The following is an 18,053-nucleotide window of genomic DNA, read 5'->3' as shown; positions in this document are numbered from 1 at the left end:
TCCATCCCCGCCCCCCCCAAGGGGTTCGGCGGCATCGCCTTCGGATCGCCCCCCACGGCCATGTCTGATTCCACACTGGAAGCGGAGATACCGGAACTGCGCACCACCACCTATTCCCGCACCAGCATGCCCAACACCTTCGCCGGGCACGGCGTCTCACGCATCCTCTACGAATTTTACGACAACGCCTTCTACCATGTCTGGATCGATTTCGACGGCGCCGAGACCTTCATGGCCGTGCTGGGGGATCTGCGGGCCACCTACGGCCCTCCGACGGAGACCATCCCGGAAAAGCACTACAATTCCTGGTCCATTGGCGACGTAAACATCTATTGCGTCTACCATCCCGAGGACGGCGCCGGCGACGCCAGCTTCTGGTTCCAGCCCGTCTACCTGGAAAAAGAACAGCTGGTGAAGCAGTACAAAAAATCCATGCTGGAGGCCGCTTCTCCAAAGCCCTGACCGGCCCGCTGCGATTCATGCCCCAAAAAAAACGGCCCATCCTCTCCCGGAGGACGGGCCGTTTTTTTGTCACACCCGCCCGGCTACGGGCGGCTACGGATCGATACGCATGATGTACGCCTTGTCCGGGTCGAGATATTTCCCGGCCAGGGCCTTCACATCCTCCCCGGACAGGGTCACGGCCTTCTCGATGATCTCACGCTTATGGTCCATGCCAAAGCCATGCACCAGCTCGCTCGCCGCCTCGGAACTGCGCGCCCCCAGGCGTTGCCGTCCCCGCTGGTAGTCGCCCCACAACAGGTTCCTGGCCCTGGATATCTCGGCCGCAGGCACCCCCTGCCGCCGCAAGTCCCCAGCCACCCGGGAAAACCCCTCCAGCGCCCGGGCGGCCTTGTCCGGCTCCGTCCCGATATAAAACGCCAAAAACCCGGTATTGACCGACTGCCACAGAAACGAGGTCACCGAATAGCCCAGGCTCTCCTTGTCGCGCAGATCACGGAACAAAAGCCCGCCCTGCCCGGCCAGGGCGCTGTTTAACAGCTCAAGCCCCGGGGTGTCCGCCCCGGACGTGCCGCAGACCGGAAAGATCCACAGCAGATGGGTCTGATTGCGCCCGGCCAGGGTCAGCTTCTCCTCCCGCTTCTTTCCCCATTCGGGCGCCGCGAAGGCATAGGGCTCGGCCGGGCCGCACAACTCCGCCAGGGATTTGGCCAGGGCCACCATCTGTTCGCGGTCAAAGTCGCCGCACACGGACACCACCCACGGCATGCGCATCTGGCGGGCGAAAAACCGCCGCGCGTCGTCCGGGGTAAAGGCCGCCACCCGCTCGGAATCCCCAAGCCGGGTGTAGGAATAGCCGCCCGAGGCATACAGAAAGGGGAAAAGCTTGCGGAAGGCCAGCCCCATGGGCTCGTCCTCCTGGCGCTTGATGTCCGCCAGCTGGCTCTGCCTGGCCCGATCCACCTCGGAGGCGGTGAAGGCCGGTTCGCGCATGACCTCGGCGAAAAGCCCCAGCACGTCGCCTGCGAACCGGGCCGGATACCGGGCCTCCAGGCTGAACGTGTCCCGCCCCGACGCAGCGGACAGCGTGGCCGCCCGGTCGGATAAAAAGTCCTGGATCTCCACGGCCCCGCGACTGGCCGTCCCCATGGTCAGGGCCGCCGAGGCCAGTTGCGCCAACCCCTGGTCCTGCGGGGTTAAAAGCGTGTCGCCGCCAGCAAAGACCATGGACACGGCCGCATACGGCAGGGCCGCGTCCGGCTGGAGCACCAGCCTGCGGCCGCCGCCCAGATCCACGATCTCCGCCTTATCCTCCCGGCCCACGCCGCCCGGGGCCTTGGCCGAACCAGCCGCCGCAGGCCACACCCCGGCCACGGCCTTTTCCAATTGCGTAGCGTCCACCTTGCCCTTTGCGTCCTTGGGCAAAAGGGCCACGGCCCGCAGATCGCCAGGACGCAGCACCCCGTCCATCACCTTCTGCAACTCCGCCCTGTCCACCTGGGACGCCGCCCGCAGATAATTCGCCTCGCCCTCGATCCCATAGCCGTAAAACAAAAAGGATCCGAACTTGGAGGCCACCCCCGGGATGGTCTCCTTGGCCCGAAACAGTCCATCTTCGAGGTTGAGCTTGACCCGCTCGATCTCCCGGTCCGTGAAATCCCCGACCCGGAGCCCGGCCAGATTCGCCAAAAGCTCCTTCCAGAACGTCTCCAGGTTGGCCGCGTCCAGCGTGGCCCCGATATACAGCACGCCGCCGCGTTCCAGGGTCATGGACGATGCCGAAATCTCGTCCACCAGCCGCTTCTCATACTTGAACGTGCGATACAGCCGCGAGGTCTCGTCGCCCCCCAGAAGCTGGGCGAAAATCTCCAGCGCCGCTTCCTCCGGGGCACGCATTCCGGCCGTGGGAAAGGCCACGCTCAAATAGACCTTGTTCCACTCCCCGAACTCCACCTTGATCTCGGGTTTGACCCCCGGCGTGAGCGTCAGGGGCATGGGCGGCATGATGGTCCGGCTATTTTGCATCCCCCCGAAAAGGGCCTCGGCCTGTTGCACCACCTCCCCGGCATCCACCTTGCCCGCTACCACCAAAAGCATGGACTGAGGCTGATACCACCGGGAAATATATCCCTTGATGTCCTCCCCCGTGAACCCTGACACCGTGTTCCGGAATCCGATGATCGGGCGTTCATAGCCGGTTCCCGGCCACAAAAGGGCCTGCAGATCCTGGAAGATGACGTCTTGCGGATCGTCCTTGCCCCGGTCGATCTCGGACAGCACCACCTTTTTTTCGCTGGCCAGCTCCTGCGGGTCGAACCTGGCCCCGAAAATCATGTCCTGGATGACCTCCAGCCCCACCAGCCACCTGTCCGCAGGCATGTCCGCATAGAAAACCGTATAATCGAAACTCGTGGCCGCGTTCACCGCGCCGCCCGCGCTCTCGATGTCCTTGGCCGCCTGGCCCACCTGGCGCTTCTGCGTGCTCTTGAACACCATGTGTTCCAAAAGATGGCTGATCCCGGACTGCTCCGGCGTCTCATAGGCCGACCCGGCATGCACGTACAAACGCACCGAGGCCAACGGAAACCGCTCGTCCTCGATCACCGCCACGGTCATCCCGTTTTTTAAAACCGATATCCTGGGCACGGCCCCGTTCGCAGCCTGGGACAGACCCGCCATAAACATGACGAAAAAAACAATCACATTGCGCAGCATCAGCATTCCTCCTTAGTACATCGGGGCTGCCGCCCCGCCCAGCTGCCCAGCTATCGGGCTATCGGGGCTGCCGCCCCGTACCCCGCCCGGGGGGACAATGTCCCCCCGGACCCCCCGTCACCGGGCTTGGGCCTTCGCCGCTTTGCGGCGGCGGCCCAAGCCCGGAAACGCGGGTTTCGGGAGACGATGCGACCCGTGGTTTCGCGTCGGCCTCCGGCCGGAAGGCATAGCCTTCCGGCCGGAGGCCGATGCGTACACGGGGTGCAGGGGGGTTACCCCCCTGCCGGGGGTACGGGGGCGGCGCCCCCGCCTCCCGCAAAGATCTGTCGCGTCTTGGTGAGCCGAAGCGCCTCGGGCGGCGTGTCGGGACAGACGGCGCGAATGAGCTTCAGGGGACTGATATATTTCTCCCGCCAGGAGAACACAAGGCGCAGGGTATCCGGGGCCAGGGGTTCGAGGTGTTCGAACAAGGGCCGGATGTCCTCGCTTTTCACGCCTTTTTTGGTCTCGCGCAGATAGGGGAAGTGTGGCGCGGCGGCGAGGGCGGCGAAGGCGGCGAGGGTTTCGGCGGCCAGGGCCGGGGCGCCCGGGGCGTGAACACGCAGGGTGAATTCCTCGGCCACGGGTTGGGTCACCTTGCGCCCCATGCCCAATTCCTCGACGTGGGACAACACGAGCCCTTCGGGCAGGGCCGGGGCCAGGAGCCGGGCGAAGGCCTCAGGGGAAAGGGGCTTGCGCAGATAAACGGCGAACCATTCGGCCTGGCTTTCCACCCCCACGGGCAACGCCCAGCCGAAGGACAGAATCGGCATGGGGTGGAAGCCGCTGGAAAAGGTGGGACTGACCCCGGCCCGGCGCAGGGAGCGTTCGAAGACGCTTTGCAGTTCGAGCTGGCTCAAATAGGCGGCGGGTCCGAGTTTGGCGTACCAGACCCGGTAGTGGGCGGCCTTGAGGGTAAGGTCTTCAGTGGCGGTATCGGGGGCCGCCGCCTCGGCCGGGACTTCCGGACGGCTGCGGTTGAGCCGGGGCCGGATGTCCAGATGGGCCTGGGAGGGAAGCCCGCAACGGCGGCCGTCGAAGGAGCACAGGCCGCAGCCGGAGCAGTCGCCGAAGCGGCAGTCCGGGGTCAGCGCGCCTTCCCGGGCCCGGCGGCGTTCCCGTTTGAGGTAGGCCGTGGACACCCCGGTTTTCAGATGGTCCCAGGGCAGGGGCGCGTCAGGGTCGCGGGCGGCCAGGTAGGCGTCGGGATCGATGCCGCAGGCGGCGAAGGTTTCGTCCCACAGGACGGGATCGAAATGGTCCAGCCAGTCGCAAAACAGCGCCCCGGCCCGGTAGGCGTGCAGCACGGCCCCGGACAACGCCCGGTCGCCGCGCGAGAAGACGCCTTCCAGGCGGCTCATGGACGGTTCATGCCAGCGCATGACCAGTTTTTTGTTGGTGGCGAACATCTCGCGCAAAAAGGCGATCTTTTGGGTGGTGTCTTCCTTCGAGTCCTGGCGTTCCCATTGAAACGGGGTGTGGGGCTTGGGCACGAAGGGGGACACGGCGGCCGTGACCTGGAGGCGTTTGACGCCGCGCGGGGCCAGGGCCAGCACCCGCTGGCACAGCTCGAAGATGCCCTGGACGTCGGCCCGGGTCTCGGTGGGAAGCCCGATCATGAAATAGAGTTTGACCTGCTGCCAGCCTTTGGCGAAAAGCCGCCCGGCATGGGACAGGATGTCCTCCTCGGAGATGCCCTTGTTGATCACGTCGCGCAGGCGCTGGGTGGCGGCCTCTGGAGCCAGGGTTGCGCCGGTGCGGCGGATGCGGGCCATGATTTCGAGCATGGGATCGCTTAAGGTTCCGGCCCGAAGCGACGGCAGAGAGATGGACACCTGCTCCTGGCGGCATTTGTGCGCGGACTGGGAAAAAAGGCTCTCCAGGGCCGAGAAGTCCCCGGTGGACAGGGACAAAAAGGACAGTTCCTCGAAGCCGGTGCAGCGCAGGCCCTCCTCCACCAGGGAGGAGATGGTGTCCAGGCTGCGTTCGCGCACGGGGCGATAGACCATGCCCGCGTGGCAAAAGCGGCAGCCCCGGGTGCATCCCCGGGCGATCTCCACGGCCAGCCGGTCATGCACGGCCTGGCCGAAGGACACGGGCCGCCGGGTGGGAAAGACCGCCGCATCGAGATCGGGCGTCAGGGTCTTTTCCACCTGCTCGTAGCCGGGAACCAGGGGTCGTACGCCGCCGCCCGGCGCGGCCTCGAAAAAAGAAGGCACATAGACGCCAGACAGCCTCGACAGGGCGCGTAAAAGCGTGGCCCGGTCCTCGCCCCTGGCCCGGGAATCGCGCACGGCCTCAAGCAGGGCGGGCAGAATCTCCTCGCCGTCGCCAAGCACCGCGATGTCGATGAAGGGGGTCAGGGGTTCCGGATTGAAGGCGCAGCCGCCGCCAGCGGCCACCAGGGGCATGGAGGCGTCGCGCTCGGAGGAAAAAAGCGGCAGCCCGGCCAGATCGAGCATGAAAAGGACGTTGGTGTAGCACAGTTCGTGGGTCAGGTGGAAGGCCACCATGTCGCACAGGGAAAGAGGGGTGTCGGTCTCCAGGGTGCACAGGGTCGCGCCCTTGTCGCGCAGGACGGCGGCGGCCTCCTTGGATGGGGCGTAGACCCGTTCGGCGGCCAGGCCGTCGCGGCGGTTGACGGCTTCATACAGGATGGCCTGCCCCAGATAGGACATGCCCACCTCGTAGAGATCGGGGAAGGCCAGGGCCACCCGGGCGGAAGCGCCGGGTTTGCGCACCACGCCCCACTCGCTTCCGGAAAAATGGCTTGGCTTGGGGACCAGGGCCAGGATGTCGCGCATGGAAAATCTCCGGCGCCAATGCGGGCCGCCCGGGAAACAGGGAAGGACCGCCGCAGGGGGAACGCCCATGCGGCGGCCGGATGCAGTCGAAACAGCGGCGAGAGGTGAAAAACAGCCGACGGCGGCCGTTTCGCGCTACTTTGTGATCAGTCCGCCCAGGCCGCCCTTGGCGGGCCCGGCCATGTTTTTGAGGGTCCGCAGATCCCCGGCCGTGGACAGGGTGAGGTTGCTGGTGGCTTCCAGATACTTGGTTTTGATCTCATCGGGGAACTTTTTGTATTCGTACATCACGTGTTCCGTGGAGATCTCCCCACCGACCTCGGTTTCGAAGGGATAGCCGAAGGGCAGGATAAGCATCTGCACGCCCTGCTGGGTGGGCACGGTCTGGAGAATGGCCACGTCGTTCAGCTTTTTGCCGCTCTCATCCATTTTGCCGAGGATGGTTTCGCCGTTGACCAGTTTCACCAGCCGGATGTCATAGGCCATGTCAAGCTCCTTTCCGTATGCGCGCGCGCCCAGGCGGCGCGTGTTTCTTTTATGGGAAAGACCGGCCGCGCCCCGGGCGTCGGCCGATCATGGTCGCCCCGCAATGCGGGGACGGTTTGAGGTAGTGTCCGCCGGGGATGCTGTCAAGGGCGCGTCCTGAAAAACGGCTCCGCCCTATTCCTCGTTGAAACAGAAGGTGGAATAGCCTTCCTTTCGGCACAGGGCGTCGCGCTGGGCCTCGCGCATGTCCGCGCCCATCATCTCCGCCACCATTTCCGCAAGGGTGATGCGCGGCGTCCAACCCAGCTTCCGCCGGGCCTTGGCCGCATCGCCAAGCAGGCTATCCACCTCCGTGGGCCGGAAATAACGCGGATCGACAGCCACCAGGCACTGTCCGGTCTCGGCGTGGTATCCCTTCTCCTCGATCCCGCAGCCCGTAAAACGCAGGGGGATGCCCGCCTCATGCGCGGCCATGGTCACGAAGTCGCGCACGGAGTGTTGCATGCCCGTGGCGATGACATAGTCCTCTGGCGCGTCCTGCTGGAGCATGAGCCACTGCATCTCCACATAGTCCCTGGCGTGGCCCCAGTCCCTTTTGGCGTCCAGATTGCCCAGGTACAGGCGCTCCTGGAGCCCGAGCGCGATACGGGCCAGGGCCCTCGTTATCTTACGGGTGACGAAGGTCTCGCCGCGCACCGGGGACTCGTGGTTGAACAGGATGCCGTTGCAGGCGAACAGGCCATAGGCCTCGCGGTAGTTCACGGTGATCCAGTAGGCGTACAGCTTGGCTACGGCGTAGGGGCTGCGGGGATAAAAAGGGGTTGTCTCGGTCTGGGGGCTCTCTTTGACCTCTCCGAAGAGTTCCGAGGTGGAGGCCTGGTAGAAGCGGGTCTTTTTCTCCAGCCCCAGGATGCGGATGGCCTCAAGCAGTCGCAAGGGGCCGAGGGCATTGGCGTTGGCCGTGTATTCGGGAGATTCGAAAGACACCTTGACGTGGCTTTGGGCGGCCAGATTGTAGATCTCGTCGGGCTGCACCTGCTGGACGATGCGGATGAGGTTGGTGGCGTCGGTCATATCCCCGTAATGCAGGATCATGCGACGGCCGGAGTCGTGGGGGTCGTGATAAAGATGATCGATGCGCTGGGTGTTAAACAGCGACGAGCGGCGCTTGACGCCATGCACCAAATAGCCCTTTTCAAGCAGAAACTCGGCCAGGTATGCGCCGTCCTGGCCCGTGATACCGGTTATGAGGGCGACTTTTGGCTGGGTCATGGGTCGGAAACTCCGCACAAGGCTGGTTGGGGGAGGAATACTGCGGACGAGGTATCTTTTTGGGACACTGGCGTCAATGCGACAACGGCCGGGGAGACGCCCCCTCCCCGGCCCGGCGACAGTGATCGCAGATGCCGTCGATGCGTATTTCCACGCCCGTGACCTCCATGCCCAGGCGTTCCCCGAGGACGCCCGGTCCAAGCCCGGCCGCCGCCTCGGACACGCATTCCATGCGGCCGCACAGGCGGCACCAGACATGGCAATGGAAGGCCGAATGGTGAGCTGCGCCCAGACAGTAGCGAAAGGCCCGGTCTTCCAAGGCGTGGCGCAGGGCCACCCCCTTCTCCACGAACAGGTCGAGCGCCCGGTACACCGTGACCTTGTTGGCCGGACGATTCCGGCGAACGGCCGACACAATCTCCATGGCGCTCACGGCCCGGCCCTCTTCGGCCATGACCGCCAGGACCGCCAACCGGATGGGCGTGGCCTCGATGCCGACCTCACGCAGGATGTCCCGGAACTCCGCGTCGGCCATCATGTCCCTCCCCCGTTTTCCCGGGCTCCGGCCCGTCCGGCCCGTCCGGAAAAGCGCGCCCGAATGATGTCGAAAAGGCCCACGGCAACAAACGCGGCCACGGCCACGGCGATGATGGAGGCCCCGGAGGTCAGGTCGAAGCGGTAGGCGACCATCAGTCCCGCCACGCAGAAAATGATGCTGCACAGGGCGGACAGGGCCATCATGCCCAACAGCGAGGTAGAACGCCGCTCGGCCAGATACGGCGGGATGGTCAGAAGGGCCATGACCAGGATCAGCCCCACCACCCGGATGAGCATGACCACGGACACGGCGGTCATGGCCAGAAGCAGATAGTGCAAAAAGACCACGGGCGCGCCGCGCACCTCGGAAAACTCTCGGTCGAAGGACATGGCCGCCAGTTCCTTGTAATACAGAAGCGTCAGCCCCAAAATGACCGCATCCATGACGGCCATGCGCCAGATGTCCGCCCCGGGTACGGTCAGGATGGAGCCGAACAGAAAGCTCATGAGGTCCGTGTTGTAGCCCGGGGTCAGATCGATGAGGATGATCCCCAGGGCCATCCCGGCGGCCCACATGACCCCGACCATGGTGTCCGCCCGCTCGGCCCGGCGTAGCGTCGCCGCGCCCATGGACAGGGCCGCGAAGACCGTGAATCCGAAGGTCATGGGCAACACCGGAAGACCAAGGAAAAAGGCCAGCCCCACCCCGCCGTAGGCCGCATGGGCCACGCCCCCGGCCAGGAACACCAGCCGGTTGACCACCACCAGGGCGCCGATAATGCCGCAGGCCACCGAGGCCAAAAGCCCGGCCAACAGGGCGTTTTGCATGAAATCGAACGACAGGGCGTCAAGCATGGGGGGTCTCGCCGGACTTCCGGCGCAGGTCGAGCATGGTGGGGATGCCCCGGATAAATGCGTCCATGGGGCAGCGGTGGCTATGCACCCCGTAGATCAGGGCGATCATCTCCTGGGTCAGTTCCGGGGCCGGGTTGTAGGCCAGGGCGCCGTTGACGCAGGCCACGGCCGTGACCCCGGCCGTCAAAAGGCTCAGGTCGTGGCTGACGGCTATGGTGGTCACGTCCCGGGTGAGCCGGGAGAGCACCTCGTGGAAGCAGAACTTGCCCTGGGGATCGATGTTGGCCGTGGGTTCGTCCAGGATCAGAAGCTCCGGGGCGGCGACCAGGGCCCGGGCGATGAGAACCCGTTTTTGCTGCCCGCCGGACAGGGCCGGGAAGCGGCGGGCGGCGTAGCGGTCCATCTCCACCCGGGCCAGGGCCGCCTCGGCCAGCCTTTTGTCCGCCGCGCTCCACCAGAAGCCGCGTCGACCGCCCACGCGCCCCGGCCCCAAAAGCCCCATGAGCACCACCTCGCGCACGGTGACCGGGAAGTCCCGGCGCAGCATGCCTCCGGCCACCTGCTGGGGTACGTAGCCGATGCGGCCCCGGGCCCAGGCGGGATCGTGGCCGAAAACGCGCACCAGCCCTTCCCCGGGCTGCAAAAGGCCCATGATCAGGCGTAAAAGCGTGGTCTTGCCGCCGCCGTTGGGGCCGAGCACGGCCAAGAAATCCCCTCGGGCCACGGTCAGGTTCACGCCCGAAAGGACATCCTGGCCGTTATAGGCGAACGATACCCCGGCAACGGACACAACGGTTTCGGGCATTCGGATTCCTTGTTCATGCTTGGCCGGGGGGGAGCCTCCGGCGGCCAAAGGGCTTCGCCCTTTGGAATCCCATATCAAGGCCCCCCCCGGAATTTCGATGAGCCGGGTTTATTTCATGGCCGCCTGAAAGGCCGCCGCCACCTTCTCCATGTTGGCCAGCCAGTCTTCAGCCATGGGATCAACCCCGACCACCGAACCGCCGATGGCCTTGGCCACCACCTCGGCGTTGCGGTCGGAGAACTGGGGTTGGACGAAAACGACCCGGACCCTGTCGTTTTTGGCCTCGTCGATGAGGGCCGCAAGCTGGGCCGGGCCGGGCTCCTTGCCCTCGCGCTCCACCGGAACCTGGGTCAAGCCGTACTGTTTGGCGAAATACCCCCAAGCCGGGTGAAAGACCATGAATTTCCGCTGGCCCTCCGGGACGGCGGCGAAGGCGGCCCGCAATTTCTTGTCCAGGGCGTTTATGTCGGCGGAAAGGGACTCGTATCCGGCGCGGTAGGCTTCGGCGCCGGCCGGGTCGGCCGCAATCAGGGCGTCGCGCATGGCCGTGGCCTGGATCTTGACCTGGGACGGGCCCAGCCAGACATGCGGGTCCAGCCCCTCATGGCGGTGTCCGTCGTCATCGTGGCCGTGCTCATGACCGGCCGGGACGGCGGCCGACGCGTCGGCCTTGGCTGCGTCATGGTCGTGGTCGGACTGCGGCTTGTCCGCGTCGTGGTCATGGCCATGGGCGTGGGGCGTCATGGCGATTTTGACGATATCCTTGTCCGTCTGCACGATGGTCATGGCCTTGTTGACGTCGGCGAACCGGGGCAGCCAGGCCCTTTCGAAGTCGATGCCCACGGCGAAATAGAGCCTAGCCTTCTGCAAGGCGGCCATCTGGCTGGGTTTGGGCTCGAAGGTATGGGCGTCGGCCCCGGCCGGGACCATGACCGTGACGGCGATCCTGTCGCCGCCGATACGCTTGGCGAAAAAGGCCTGGGGGGCGATGCTGACGGTGACGGGCAGGGGGGCGGCCAGGGCCGGAAGGCAGCCCAGGGCCAGGGCGGAAAGGGACGCAATCACGCAAAGCAGTCGTTTCATGAAGCTTCCTCCGGGTTGTCGGACAATCGTGATGCAACTCAGTTGCATTCAAGAGGTGCTAGTCAAATCGACCCGGAAGATCAAGGCCGGAGCATGGGCGCCCAAGAAAAAAACAGGGCCGGGAAAAATCCCGGCCCACGGAAAAAAACGCAATGTCCAATGATCAATACAGCATGCGGGTGAGTATCCAGCCGCGCACGTGGGTATCGACCACGGCCACCTCGGCGTAGCCGTCCCGGTAGCCCAACACCCGGACCTGCCAGCCGCGATAGACCGTCATGCGCACGTCGCAATACATGCTCGGGCAGGTGCGTATCTCGGCCGTGCCGCGCACCGTGCGGACCTCCTCGACAACCACCACCTCGGACCGGGGCGGACCCTCGACGCGCACCTGACAACCTGCGGCGAACACCGCCGCCAGGACAAGGCAGGACCAGATCATCGTTTTACGCAGCACCATAGCGGCATCTCCTTGGATCGAGCGGCGCCCGGGGCGCCTGCGTCATTACCAAAACAGGTAGTTGGACGACATCCAGCCCTCGGTCTCGGGACCGATGACCACCACGTTGACCCAGCTGCCGTCGCGGCCGATCACCCGCACGTTGTCCCCCTTGCGCAGGGTCATGATCACGGCGCACGAGGTGGAGGGGCATGTCCGCAGATTGACGCTGGCGCTCACCGTGCGCACCGGGGCGTAGGGATCGCGCACCACCACCACCGAACGCGGCGGAGGATCGACCGAAACCATGCATCCGGCCAACCCCGCGCTCAAGGCCAGTGCGACGATCAATATCTTGACGGTTTTCATCTCCAGACCTCCTTGGATACTCGCCATCGGGGGCGGCGCCATGCGCGACGCAGGCAGGCCGCCCGACATACTCCAGTGTGTTACAGGTTAAGCGCAATCATGTCTTTTGTCCATAAAAAAGGAGGAATTGCCGAATGCCGGGATTGACTGTCCCCCTGACCGGACCTAACTGACCAGATGAAACCTTTTTCCTGGAGCGCGACATGGAACATGCACAATGCCTCATCATCGGAGCGGGTCCGGCCGGACTGTCGGCCGCCATTTATACGGCCCGGGCCGGGGTGGACACCCTGGTCCTCGGCTGCGACCCCAAGGTCGCGGGCGACTACGACATCGACAACTATTTCGGGTTTCCCGAGACCATCACCGGCAAGGAACTGATCGAACGCGGCGCGGCCCAGGCTCGGCGCTTCGGGGCCAGCCTGCGCTGCGAACGCGTGCTCGGGGCCCACTATGGGGATACCGGCGGCTTTACGGTGAAAACCGACAAGAACGAATATGCGGCCGACAGCATCGTCATCGCCGCAGGCGTGGCCCGGGTCCGCCCGGGCATCACCAACATTGCGGACTACGAGGGCAAGGGGGTGTCCTACTGCGTCAGTTGCGACGGCTTTTTCTACCGGGGAAAGACCGTGGCCGTGCTCGGCGAGGGCGACTACGCCGCCAACCAGGCCCTGGAACTGACCACCTTCACCCCGAACGTCACCATCTACACCCAGGGCAAGGCCCCCAGCATGAGCGGGGAATTTGCCGAACGCCTGGCCCAGGCAGCCATCCCGGTGCGCCAGGAGACGTTAAAAACCCTGTCCGGCGAACCGGCCCTGGCCACCGCGCACACCAACGACGGCCATGACGTGCCCTTGGACGGCATCTTCGTGGCCATGGGCCAGGCCTCGGCCCTGGACTTCGCCAAGACCCTGGGGTTGCCGCTGCGCGGGGCCTTCATCGACGCGGACCATGACCAGAAAACCGGGGTTCCCGGGATATTCGCCGCAGGCGACTGCGTGGGGAGGTTCTTGCAAATCAGCGTGGCCGTCGGCGAAGGGGCCAAGGCCGGGAAGTCGGCCATCTCCTATCTTAAAGAGATGGGCAAGGTCGGCAAGGCGGAAAAATCTTGACGCCGTAGCCTACCGGTGCTAAAAAACCAAGTTCCCACAAGACATTTTCATCGGGCCTATAGCTCAGTTGGCAGAGCCACCGGCTCATAACCGGCAGGTCCCAGGTTCGAATCCTGGTGGGCCCACCAGAAAGGGAAACCATTGCGCATCGTTTCTCCCAGACCCGAATCGAAAAAAGGCCGGATGCGGCCTTACGGAGTGAAAAGGCGCTTTCTTGGGGTGTGTCCACGGGAAAGCGCCTTTTGTTTTCGCGCATGCAGATAGCCGACATCATCCGCCGCATCGAACGCGCCGCCGATCCGCGCCATGCCGCCGCCTGGGACAGAAGCGGCATCCAGATCGCCGGATCGGTCGACGCCTGTGAGAAGCTGGCCGTGGGCCTCGACCCCACACCGGCCACGGTCAAGGCTGCCCTGGACTGGGGCGCCCGTTTCATCCTGACCCACCATCCCCTTTTGCTCGTCCCCCGCCTTCCCGACCGCCGGGACGCCTACCACGAGGTGTTGCGCCTGACGCTTTCGAACGGGGCCTGGCTGTACGCGGCCCACACCTCCCTGGACGTGCGCCCGGACGGTCCCGCCGGATGGACGATGCGGGATTTCGGCCTGGCGAACGTCTCCGTCCTCGAACCGACCGGCCCCCTGCCGGACCATGCCGACCCGGCCCGCCTGCCGGACGGCCTGCGGGAGATGGGCTTCGGCCTTGTCGGCGATCTGCCCGCCCCCCTGCCCTATGGAGCATTTCTGGACATCTTGGCCGGACTGACGGGGCGGACGTTTTTCACCCTGGCCGGGCGTCCCCCGGAGAACATCGCCCGCGCGGCCTTCTGCCCCGGCTCCGGGTCGGATCTGGCTCAGGCGGCCGCCCAGGCCCGGGCGGACATCCTGGTCACGGGGGATCTCAAATATCACCAGGCCTTGGAGGCCCCCCTCCCCGTTTTGGACGTGGGGCACTTTTGCCTGGAAGAACGGATGATGCGGCTTCTGGCCGACACTTTTGCGGAAGAACTCGGTCCCTTGGGGGTCGAGGTGCGACATTTTCCCGGACGCGACCCCCTGGCCCCCTGTCTTGTGGGCGGACAGACGCGGCGCAAGCCGGAATAACCGTTTGGAGCGTGCCATGTACATGAAACAAATCGAACAACTGGTGGTTTTGCAAAAGGTTGACGACGAAATCGTCCTGCTTGAAGACGAACTCACCACGGCCCCCAAGGAGGTCTCCACCCTGGAGGCCAAATTGCAGGTTCTCGAAGAAGAAGGCAGCGTCCTTGGCGAAAAGATCCAATTTTTGACCGAGCAGCAAAAGCGCCTGGACGGAGAAATCGAGACCGACGCCCTGCGCCTGAAAAAGAGCAAGAACAAGCTCATGATGGTCGGCAACAACAAGGAATACCACGCCATGATGCGGGAGATGGACAATCTGGAAAAACAGAACCGCACCCGCGAGGAAGAAAAGTCCGCCGTCAGCGAGGAGCTCACGCGCCAACTCGACGCCCGCCGCGACCTGGACGAGCGTATGGCGGCGCTCTTGGCCGAGTTGGACACGGCCAGGGCCGGGCTCGATGCGCGCATGTCCGACGCCAAGGGCCGTCTGGACGAACTGGCCTCCCTGCGCGGCCAGGCCGGAGACGCCGTGCCCCTTCCGGTGCTCAAACGCTATGAATTCATCCGTTCGCGCTTAAAAAACCCGGTCATCGTCCCGGTCACCGCCGGCATCTGCTCCGGCTGCCACATCAGCATTCCGCCCCAGTCGTTTATCGAGTTGCAAAAGGGCGTGCAGATTTTAAGCTGCCCCAACTGCCAGCGCCTGATCTACTGGAGCAACCATGTGCCCGCCGAGGAACCCGCCGAAACGGCCCCGGCCGAGGCGGCCCAGGAGGCCTAGCCCCGGACGGCCTTCGCGACACACCGCCGGGCGTTTTTGACCAGGCCGGGTTGCGGCATTATGTATACAATTTGGGAGTCGGACAGGCCATCGCCGCGGACGCGTGCGTCCGGGGAGGAAAGTCCGGGCTGCGCAGGGCGGGACGCTGGGTAACGCCCAGAGGGAGCGATCCCTGGAAAGTGCCACAGAAAACAGACCGCCCGCGGGGCATTGTCCCCGCAGGTAAGGGTGAAACGGTGGGGCAAGAGCCCACCAGCGGTCGCGGCGACGCGACCGGCTAGGCAAACCCCGTTCGGAGCAAAACCAAATAGGGGGGCGTTTGAGGCTGGCCCGGCCGATGCCCCCGGGTAGGTTGCTTGAGGCCGGAAGTAATTCCGGTCCTAGAGGAATGATGGCCGCCCCGGGTCTCCCGGGGAACAAAACCCGGCTTATCGTCCGACTCCCTTCTTTTTTCCGCCGGATGCGCCCGCCGTCCTGCGGCGCATCCGGGCCGCAAGGCCCCATGGCCCCACGACAGGCGACGCCCGAAAGGAACCCGAGCATGTCCCATACGCCCCACCAAAATATCTGGGCCGTGATCGTGGCCGCCGGGAGCGGTTCCCGGCTGGCGGCGGCCGGGGCCTGCGTCCCCAAGCAGTTTCTGACCTTCGCCGGTCGTCCCCTGTTCTGGCATGCCGCCCAAAGCCTGGCCGCCTGTCCGGCCCTGTCCGGGCTGGTGCTGGTCTTTCCCGCTGACCGCCTGGACGAGGCCACGGCCCTGGCCCGGCAATACGCCGCTGACGACGGCCTGCGCCTGCCGCTGGTCACCGTGGCCGGAGGGGCCCGCCGTCAGGACTCGGTCTCGGCCGGGCTGTCCGCCCTGCCCCCCGATTGCCGCCACGTCCTGGTCCATGACGCGGCCCGGCCCTTCGCCGACCCGGCCCTGGTCGGCCGGGTGGTCCAGGCCCTTTTGTCCGGCCACCCGGCGGTCATCCCGGGGATGGCCGTCACCGACACCATCACCCGGGTCTCCCCGGACGGCCTGGCCCTGGAAACCCTGCCCCGGAAGGAGCTGGCCGCCGTGCAGACCCCCCAGGGCTTCGCCCGGGCCTCCCTTCTGGCCGCCCACGAGGCCGCCCGGGCCGACGGATTCACGGCCACGGACGACGCCTCCATGGTCGCGCGCATCGGCGTCGCCGTTCATGTGGTGGAAGGCTCGCCGGACAACGTCAAGGTCACCCATCCCGCCGATCTGGACCTGCTCGCCCGGCGCGAGCCCCCTGCCGCGCCGCGCATTCCCGTGGTGGGGCACGGCTACGACGTGCATCGCTACGCCGGGCCGACCGAGACCACGGCGGCCAACGCCCGGCCCATGAAACTCGGAGGGGTGCCCATCGCAGGCGGCCCCATGGTCCTGGCCCACTCCGACGGCGACGTGCTCCTGCACGCCATAACCGACGCCCTGCTGGGCTGTCTGGCCCTGGGAGACATCGGGGCGCTTTTCCCGGACACGGACCCGGCCCTTTCCGGCATGGAATCGGGTATATTTTTAAGCGAAGTGCTGACGAAACTGGCCCGGGCGGACATGGCCCTGGTCCATGTGGACGCCACCATCATCGCCCAGATCCCCAAGATCGCCCCCCACCGGGAGCACATCCGGCGCAACCTGGCCTCGCTTTTGGGACTCGACCCGTCCCGGGTGGGGCTTAAGGCCACCACCGAGGAAGGCCTGGGGTTCACCGGGGAAAAACGCGGCATCAAAGCCGTGGCCCTGGCCACGGTCCTTCGCCCGGCCTGAGCGTCCCCCCCTCTGAGGCCTTTTTACCGCCTCCAGAAAAGAATTCTCCCGCCGACTACCCTGATCGGCGAAGGCGTGGTACGTTTCGGACAAAGGACAACCTTTTTTCCAGGAGGCGTTCATGTCCATGCAGCATTCTTTTACCCGCATCGAAAACGATCTGCTCCCCGCCTTTCGACTCAACCTTGGGCTGGCCGAATCCACCGAAGACGTGCGTAAATTCTTCAGCTACGCCATGACCGACCTGCTTTCCAAGGTGTTCGAAGGCCGTTTTCCGGCCGCCTACGAGGACTTGACCCTGGCCCCGGCGGAGGACAAGGGCTTTGCCGCCAGCGCCCGTTTGCAGGCATTTCCGGAATTTGAGGCCATGTGGACCGCCTCGGACCTGTCGGCCATCATCGGCCGGTTCGCCGGGGTGGCCGTGAACCGTTACCGGCATCTGGAAAAAAATCCGGACAAAACCGAATCCAAGATGTACCCCACCCCGGACCGGGTCGGGCAAGGCAAACAGCCGTAAGGCCCAGGCCGCGCCCGATGCGGGCGGATTAGGGCTGGCGCAGGGTGAGGCTTAAGCCCTTGTGGTCCGCCGTGACCTGAAACACCCGCATAAGCGCCGGACGATAGGGACTTGTCACGGCGGGCTGGCCGTTTATGCGGACCACGGCCACCCGCCGGAGGGGTTTTTCAGGCCGGGTCAGCAGATGCACCAGGGGGGTGAAAAGCTCCGGCGTGGCGGGATCGTCCGGCCCCGGGCCGATGAAGAGATCCTTGCCCCGGCCCTCGGAGACAAGCGCCAACTCCTGGCCGCAAAAGACCAGATGCGTCCCCTCGGCCCGACGCGGCGGCCTGTGCGGCGCGCCCTCCCCGGGCAGGACCAGTCCGGCGAAAACGGGCGCGGCCGGGTCCAGGGCGCACAGCCAAAACGTCTCCCGGCCCGGGGCGGCCCTGCCCCGGCCATCCGCGTCCGTCCCAAACAGCCGCCTGAAAACCGCCAGCCCCCGGTGGGACAGGAACTGCAATCCGGCCGGGCCGTCGAAAAACCGCCCGGACACGGCCTCCCCTGACAGTTCCAGAAGCCGCAGGGCCCGAAACGCCGCCCCCCACTGAAACGCCCCCGACTCCCGGACCAGCATGTCCCGAAAGACCACCCCGTACCGGTCCAAAAGCAGCCGGGCCCGCTCCCGGGCCTGTTCCTCGATCTCCAGCCGGTCCTGTGCAGCCAGGGGCGGGGTCACGCGCCGCCACATCCCCGTTTGCGGCAGGGCCGCGCGCCAGGAGGCCAGCCGTCCCCGGCCGACCCAACTCCTCATCTCCCCGAAATTGCCCCGGATCAAATTGCGACATCTGTCCCAGTTTCTCCTCCAGGGTCATTTGGGAAATCAATGCACTGATTTTTCGTTCGGTTTCT

At 65.4% G+C, this 18,053-nt stretch carries 16 protein-coding genes, 1 tRNA gene, 1 other RNA gene and 1 pseudogene; 8 read left to right on the top strand and 11 right to left on the bottom strand.

Features of this window, described 5'->3' with window-relative positions; genetic code table 11:
- Positions 1 to 462 (top strand): annotated as a pseudogene (locus V3572_RS10150) (hypothetical protein); the annotation flags it as partial.
- Between the two features lie 93 nt (positions 463 to 555).
- Here V3572_RS10150 and V3572_RS10145 read toward each other — a convergent pair.
- The 10 genes from V3572_RS10145 to V3572_RS10100 form a co-directional block, all read right to left on the bottom strand.
- The gene (locus V3572_RS10145; protein WP_332110879.1) at positions 556 to 3,177 is read right to left on the bottom strand and encodes a M16 family metallopeptidase; all 2,622 of its coding nucleotides are present in this window, start codon (positions 3,175 to 3,177) and stop codon (positions 556 to 558) included.
- Positions 3,178 to 3,449: 272 nt separating this feature from the next.
- Positions 3,450 to 6,020 (bottom strand): TIGR03960 family B12-binding radical SAM protein, encoded by a 2,571-nt coding sequence (locus V3572_RS10140; RefSeq protein ID WP_332110878.1) that lies wholly within the window; start codon positions 6,018 to 6,020, stop codon positions 3,450 to 3,452.
- Positions 6,021 to 6,155: 135 nt separating this feature from the next.
- The gene (locus tag V3572_RS10135; RefSeq protein ID WP_332110877.1) at positions 6,156 to 6,506 is read right to left on the bottom strand and encodes a hypothetical protein; all 351 of its coding nucleotides are present in this window, start codon (positions 6,504 to 6,506) and stop codon (positions 6,156 to 6,158) included.
- 174 nt (positions 6,507 to 6,680) lie between these two features.
- A complete protein-coding gene (gene gmd / locus V3572_RS10130) occupies positions 6,681 to 7,778 on the bottom strand; it encodes a GDP-mannose 4,6-dehydratase (protein ID WP_332110876.1) in 1,098 nt (365 codons plus the stop codon).
- A gap of 73 nt (positions 7,779 to 7,851) precedes the next feature.
- On the bottom strand, positions 7,852 to 8,316 hold the full coding sequence (locus tag V3572_RS10125; RefSeq protein WP_332110875.1) for a Fur family transcriptional regulator: 465 nt from the start codon (positions 8,314 to 8,316) through the stop codon (positions 7,852 to 7,854).
- On the bottom strand, positions 8,313 to 9,170 hold the full coding sequence (locus V3572_RS10120; protein WP_332110874.1) for a metal ABC transporter permease: 858 nt from the start codon (positions 9,168 to 9,170) through the stop codon (positions 8,313 to 8,315). The genes V3572_RS10125 and V3572_RS10120 overlap by 4 nt, the downstream gene beginning before the upstream one ends.
- Positions 9,163 to 9,975, bottom strand: coding sequence for a metal ABC transporter ATP-binding protein (locus tag V3572_RS10115; RefSeq protein ID WP_332110873.1), 813 nt, complete (start codon positions 9,973 to 9,975; stop codon positions 9,163 to 9,165). The genes V3572_RS10120 and V3572_RS10115 overlap by 8 nt, the downstream gene beginning before the upstream one ends.
- Positions 9,976 to 10,083: 108 nt before the next feature.
- A complete protein-coding gene (locus V3572_RS10110) occupies positions 10,084 to 11,058 on the bottom strand; it encodes a metal ABC transporter solute-binding protein, Zn/Mn family (protein WP_332110872.1) in 975 nt (324 codons plus the stop codon).
- 163 nt (positions 11,059 to 11,221) lie between these two features.
- Positions 11,222 to 11,518 (bottom strand): SH3 domain-containing protein, encoded by a 297-nt coding sequence (locus V3572_RS10105; RefSeq protein WP_332110871.1) that lies wholly within the window; start codon positions 11,516 to 11,518, stop codon positions 11,222 to 11,224.
- 45 nt (positions 11,519 to 11,563) lie between these two features.
- Positions 11,564 to 11,866 carry an SH3 domain-containing protein gene (locus V3572_RS10100; protein WP_332110870.1) on the bottom strand — a complete coding sequence of 101 codons (303 nt, stop codon included), beginning with the start codon at positions 11,864 to 11,866 and terminating at the stop codon, positions 11,564 to 11,566.
- Positions 11,867 to 12,069: 203 nt separating this feature from the next.
- Between V3572_RS10100 and V3572_RS10095 the strand changes: the two genes are divergently transcribed.
- The 7 genes from V3572_RS10095 (at position 12,070) to V3572_RS10065 (ending at position 17,162) form a co-directional block, all read left to right on the top strand.
- Entirely contained in the window at positions 12,070 to 12,984 is a 915-nt protein-coding gene (locus V3572_RS10095) for an NAD(P)/FAD-dependent oxidoreductase (protein ID WP_332110869.1), read from the top strand.
- A 52-nt stretch (positions 12,985 to 13,036) separates the two neighbouring features.
- Positions 13,037 to 13,112: transfer RNA gene (locus V3572_RS10090), tRNA-Ile, on the top strand.
- A 93-nt stretch (positions 13,113 to 13,205) separates the two neighbouring features.
- A complete protein-coding gene (locus tag V3572_RS10085) occupies positions 13,206 to 14,087 on the top strand; it encodes a Nif3-like dinuclear metal center hexameric protein (RefSeq protein ID WP_332110868.1) in 882 nt (293 codons plus the stop codon).
- Positions 14,088 to 14,103: 16 nt separating this feature from the next.
- The gene (locus tag V3572_RS10080; protein ID WP_332110867.1) at positions 14,104 to 14,868 is read left to right on the top strand and encodes a zinc ribbon domain-containing protein; all 765 of its coding nucleotides are present in this window, start codon (positions 14,104 to 14,106) and stop codon (positions 14,866 to 14,868) included.
- A 74-nt stretch (positions 14,869 to 14,942) separates the two neighbouring features.
- Positions 14,943 to 15,315: RNase P RNA component class A (gene rnpB / locus V3572_RS10075), an RNA gene on the top strand.
- A gap of 94 nt (positions 15,316 to 15,409) precedes the next feature.
- Positions 15,410 to 16,645, top strand: a complete 1,236-nt coding sequence (gene ispD / locus V3572_RS10070) for a 2-C-methyl-D-erythritol 4-phosphate cytidylyltransferase (protein ID WP_332110866.1) — start codon at positions 15,410 to 15,412, stop codon at positions 16,643 to 16,645.
- Between the two features lie 121 nt (positions 16,646 to 16,766).
- Positions 16,767 to 17,162: a hypothetical protein gene (locus V3572_RS10065; protein ID WP_332110865.1), complete on the top strand. Its 396-nt coding sequence runs from the start codon at positions 16,767 to 16,769 to the stop codon at positions 17,160 to 17,162.
- Between the two features lie 28 nt (positions 17,163 to 17,190).
- Here the strand turns inward: V3572_RS10065 and V3572_RS10060 are convergent, their stop codons facing one another.
- Complete coding sequence (locus V3572_RS10060; RefSeq protein WP_332110864.1) at positions 17,191 to 17,955, bottom strand: Lhr family helicase; 765 nt, start codon at positions 17,953 to 17,955, stop codon at positions 17,191 to 17,193.
- Positions 17,956 to 18,053: the final 98 nt, after the last annotated feature.

The organism is Desulfolutivibrio sp. (assembly GCF_036584575.1).
GTDB lineage: Bacteria > Desulfobacterota > Desulfovibrionia > Desulfovibrionales > Desulfovibrionaceae > Desulfolutivibrio.
Note: the sequence above shows the minus strand (reverse complement) of the source record. Positions and strands in the feature narration are given on the sequence as shown.

What these genes read in the sequence shown, in the direction of transcription:
- V3572_RS10145 (WP_332110879.1), bottom strand. Translation starts at nt 3,177, where the DNA reads ATGCTGCGCAATGTGATTGTTTTTTTCGTCATGTTTATGGCGGGTCTG.
- V3572_RS10140 (WP_332110878.1), bottom strand. Translation starts at nt 6,020, where the DNA reads ATGCGCGACATCCTGGCCCTGGTCCCCAAGCCAAGCCATTTTTCCGGA.
- V3572_RS10135 (WP_332110877.1), bottom strand. Translation starts at nt 6,506, where the DNA reads ATGGCCTATGACATCCGGCTGGTGAAACTGGTCAACGGCGAAACCATC.
- gmd (WP_332110876.1), bottom strand. Translation starts at nt 7,778, where the DNA reads ATGACCCAGCCAAAAGTCGCCCTCATAACCGGTATCACGGGCCAGGAC.
- V3572_RS10125 (WP_332110875.1), bottom strand. Translation starts at nt 8,316, where the DNA reads ATGATGGCCGACGCGGAGTTCCGGGACATCCTGCGTGAGGTCGGCATC.
- V3572_RS10120 (WP_332110874.1), bottom strand. Translation starts at nt 9,170, where the DNA reads ATGCTTGACGCCCTGTCGTTCGATTTCATGCAAAACGCCCTGTTGGCC.
- V3572_RS10115 (WP_332110873.1), bottom strand. Translation starts at nt 9,975, where the DNA reads ATGCCCGAAACCGTTGTGTCCGTTGCCGGGGTATCGTTCGCCTATAAC.
- V3572_RS10110 (WP_332110872.1), bottom strand. Translation starts at nt 11,058, where the DNA reads ATGAAACGACTGCTTTGCGTGATTGCGTCCCTTTCCGCCCTGGCCCTG.
- V3572_RS10105 (WP_332110871.1), bottom strand. Translation starts at nt 11,518, where the DNA reads ATGGTGCTGCGTAAAACGATGATCTGGTCCTGCCTTGTCCTGGCGGCG.
- V3572_RS10100 (WP_332110870.1), bottom strand. Translation starts at nt 11,866, where the DNA reads ATGAAAACCGTCAAGATATTGATCGTCGCACTGGCCTTGAGCGCGGGG.
- V3572_RS10095 (WP_332110869.1), top strand. Translation starts at nt 12,070, where the DNA reads ATGGAACATGCACAATGCCTCATCATCGGAGCGGGTCCGGCCGGACTG.
- V3572_RS10080 (WP_332110867.1), top strand. Translation starts at nt 14,104, where the DNA reads ATGTACATGAAACAAATCGAACAACTGGTGGTTTTGCAAAAGGTTGAC.
- ispD (WP_332110866.1), top strand. Translation starts at nt 15,410, where the DNA reads ATGTCCCATACGCCCCACCAAAATATCTGGGCCGTGATCGTGGCCGCC.
- V3572_RS10065 (WP_332110865.1), top strand. Translation starts at nt 16,767, where the DNA reads ATGTCCATGCAGCATTCTTTTACCCGCATCGAAAACGATCTGCTCCCC.
- V3572_RS10060 (WP_332110864.1), bottom strand. Translation starts at nt 17,955, where the DNA reads ATGAGGAGTTGGGTCGGCCGGGGACGGCTGGCCTCCTGGCGCGCGGCC.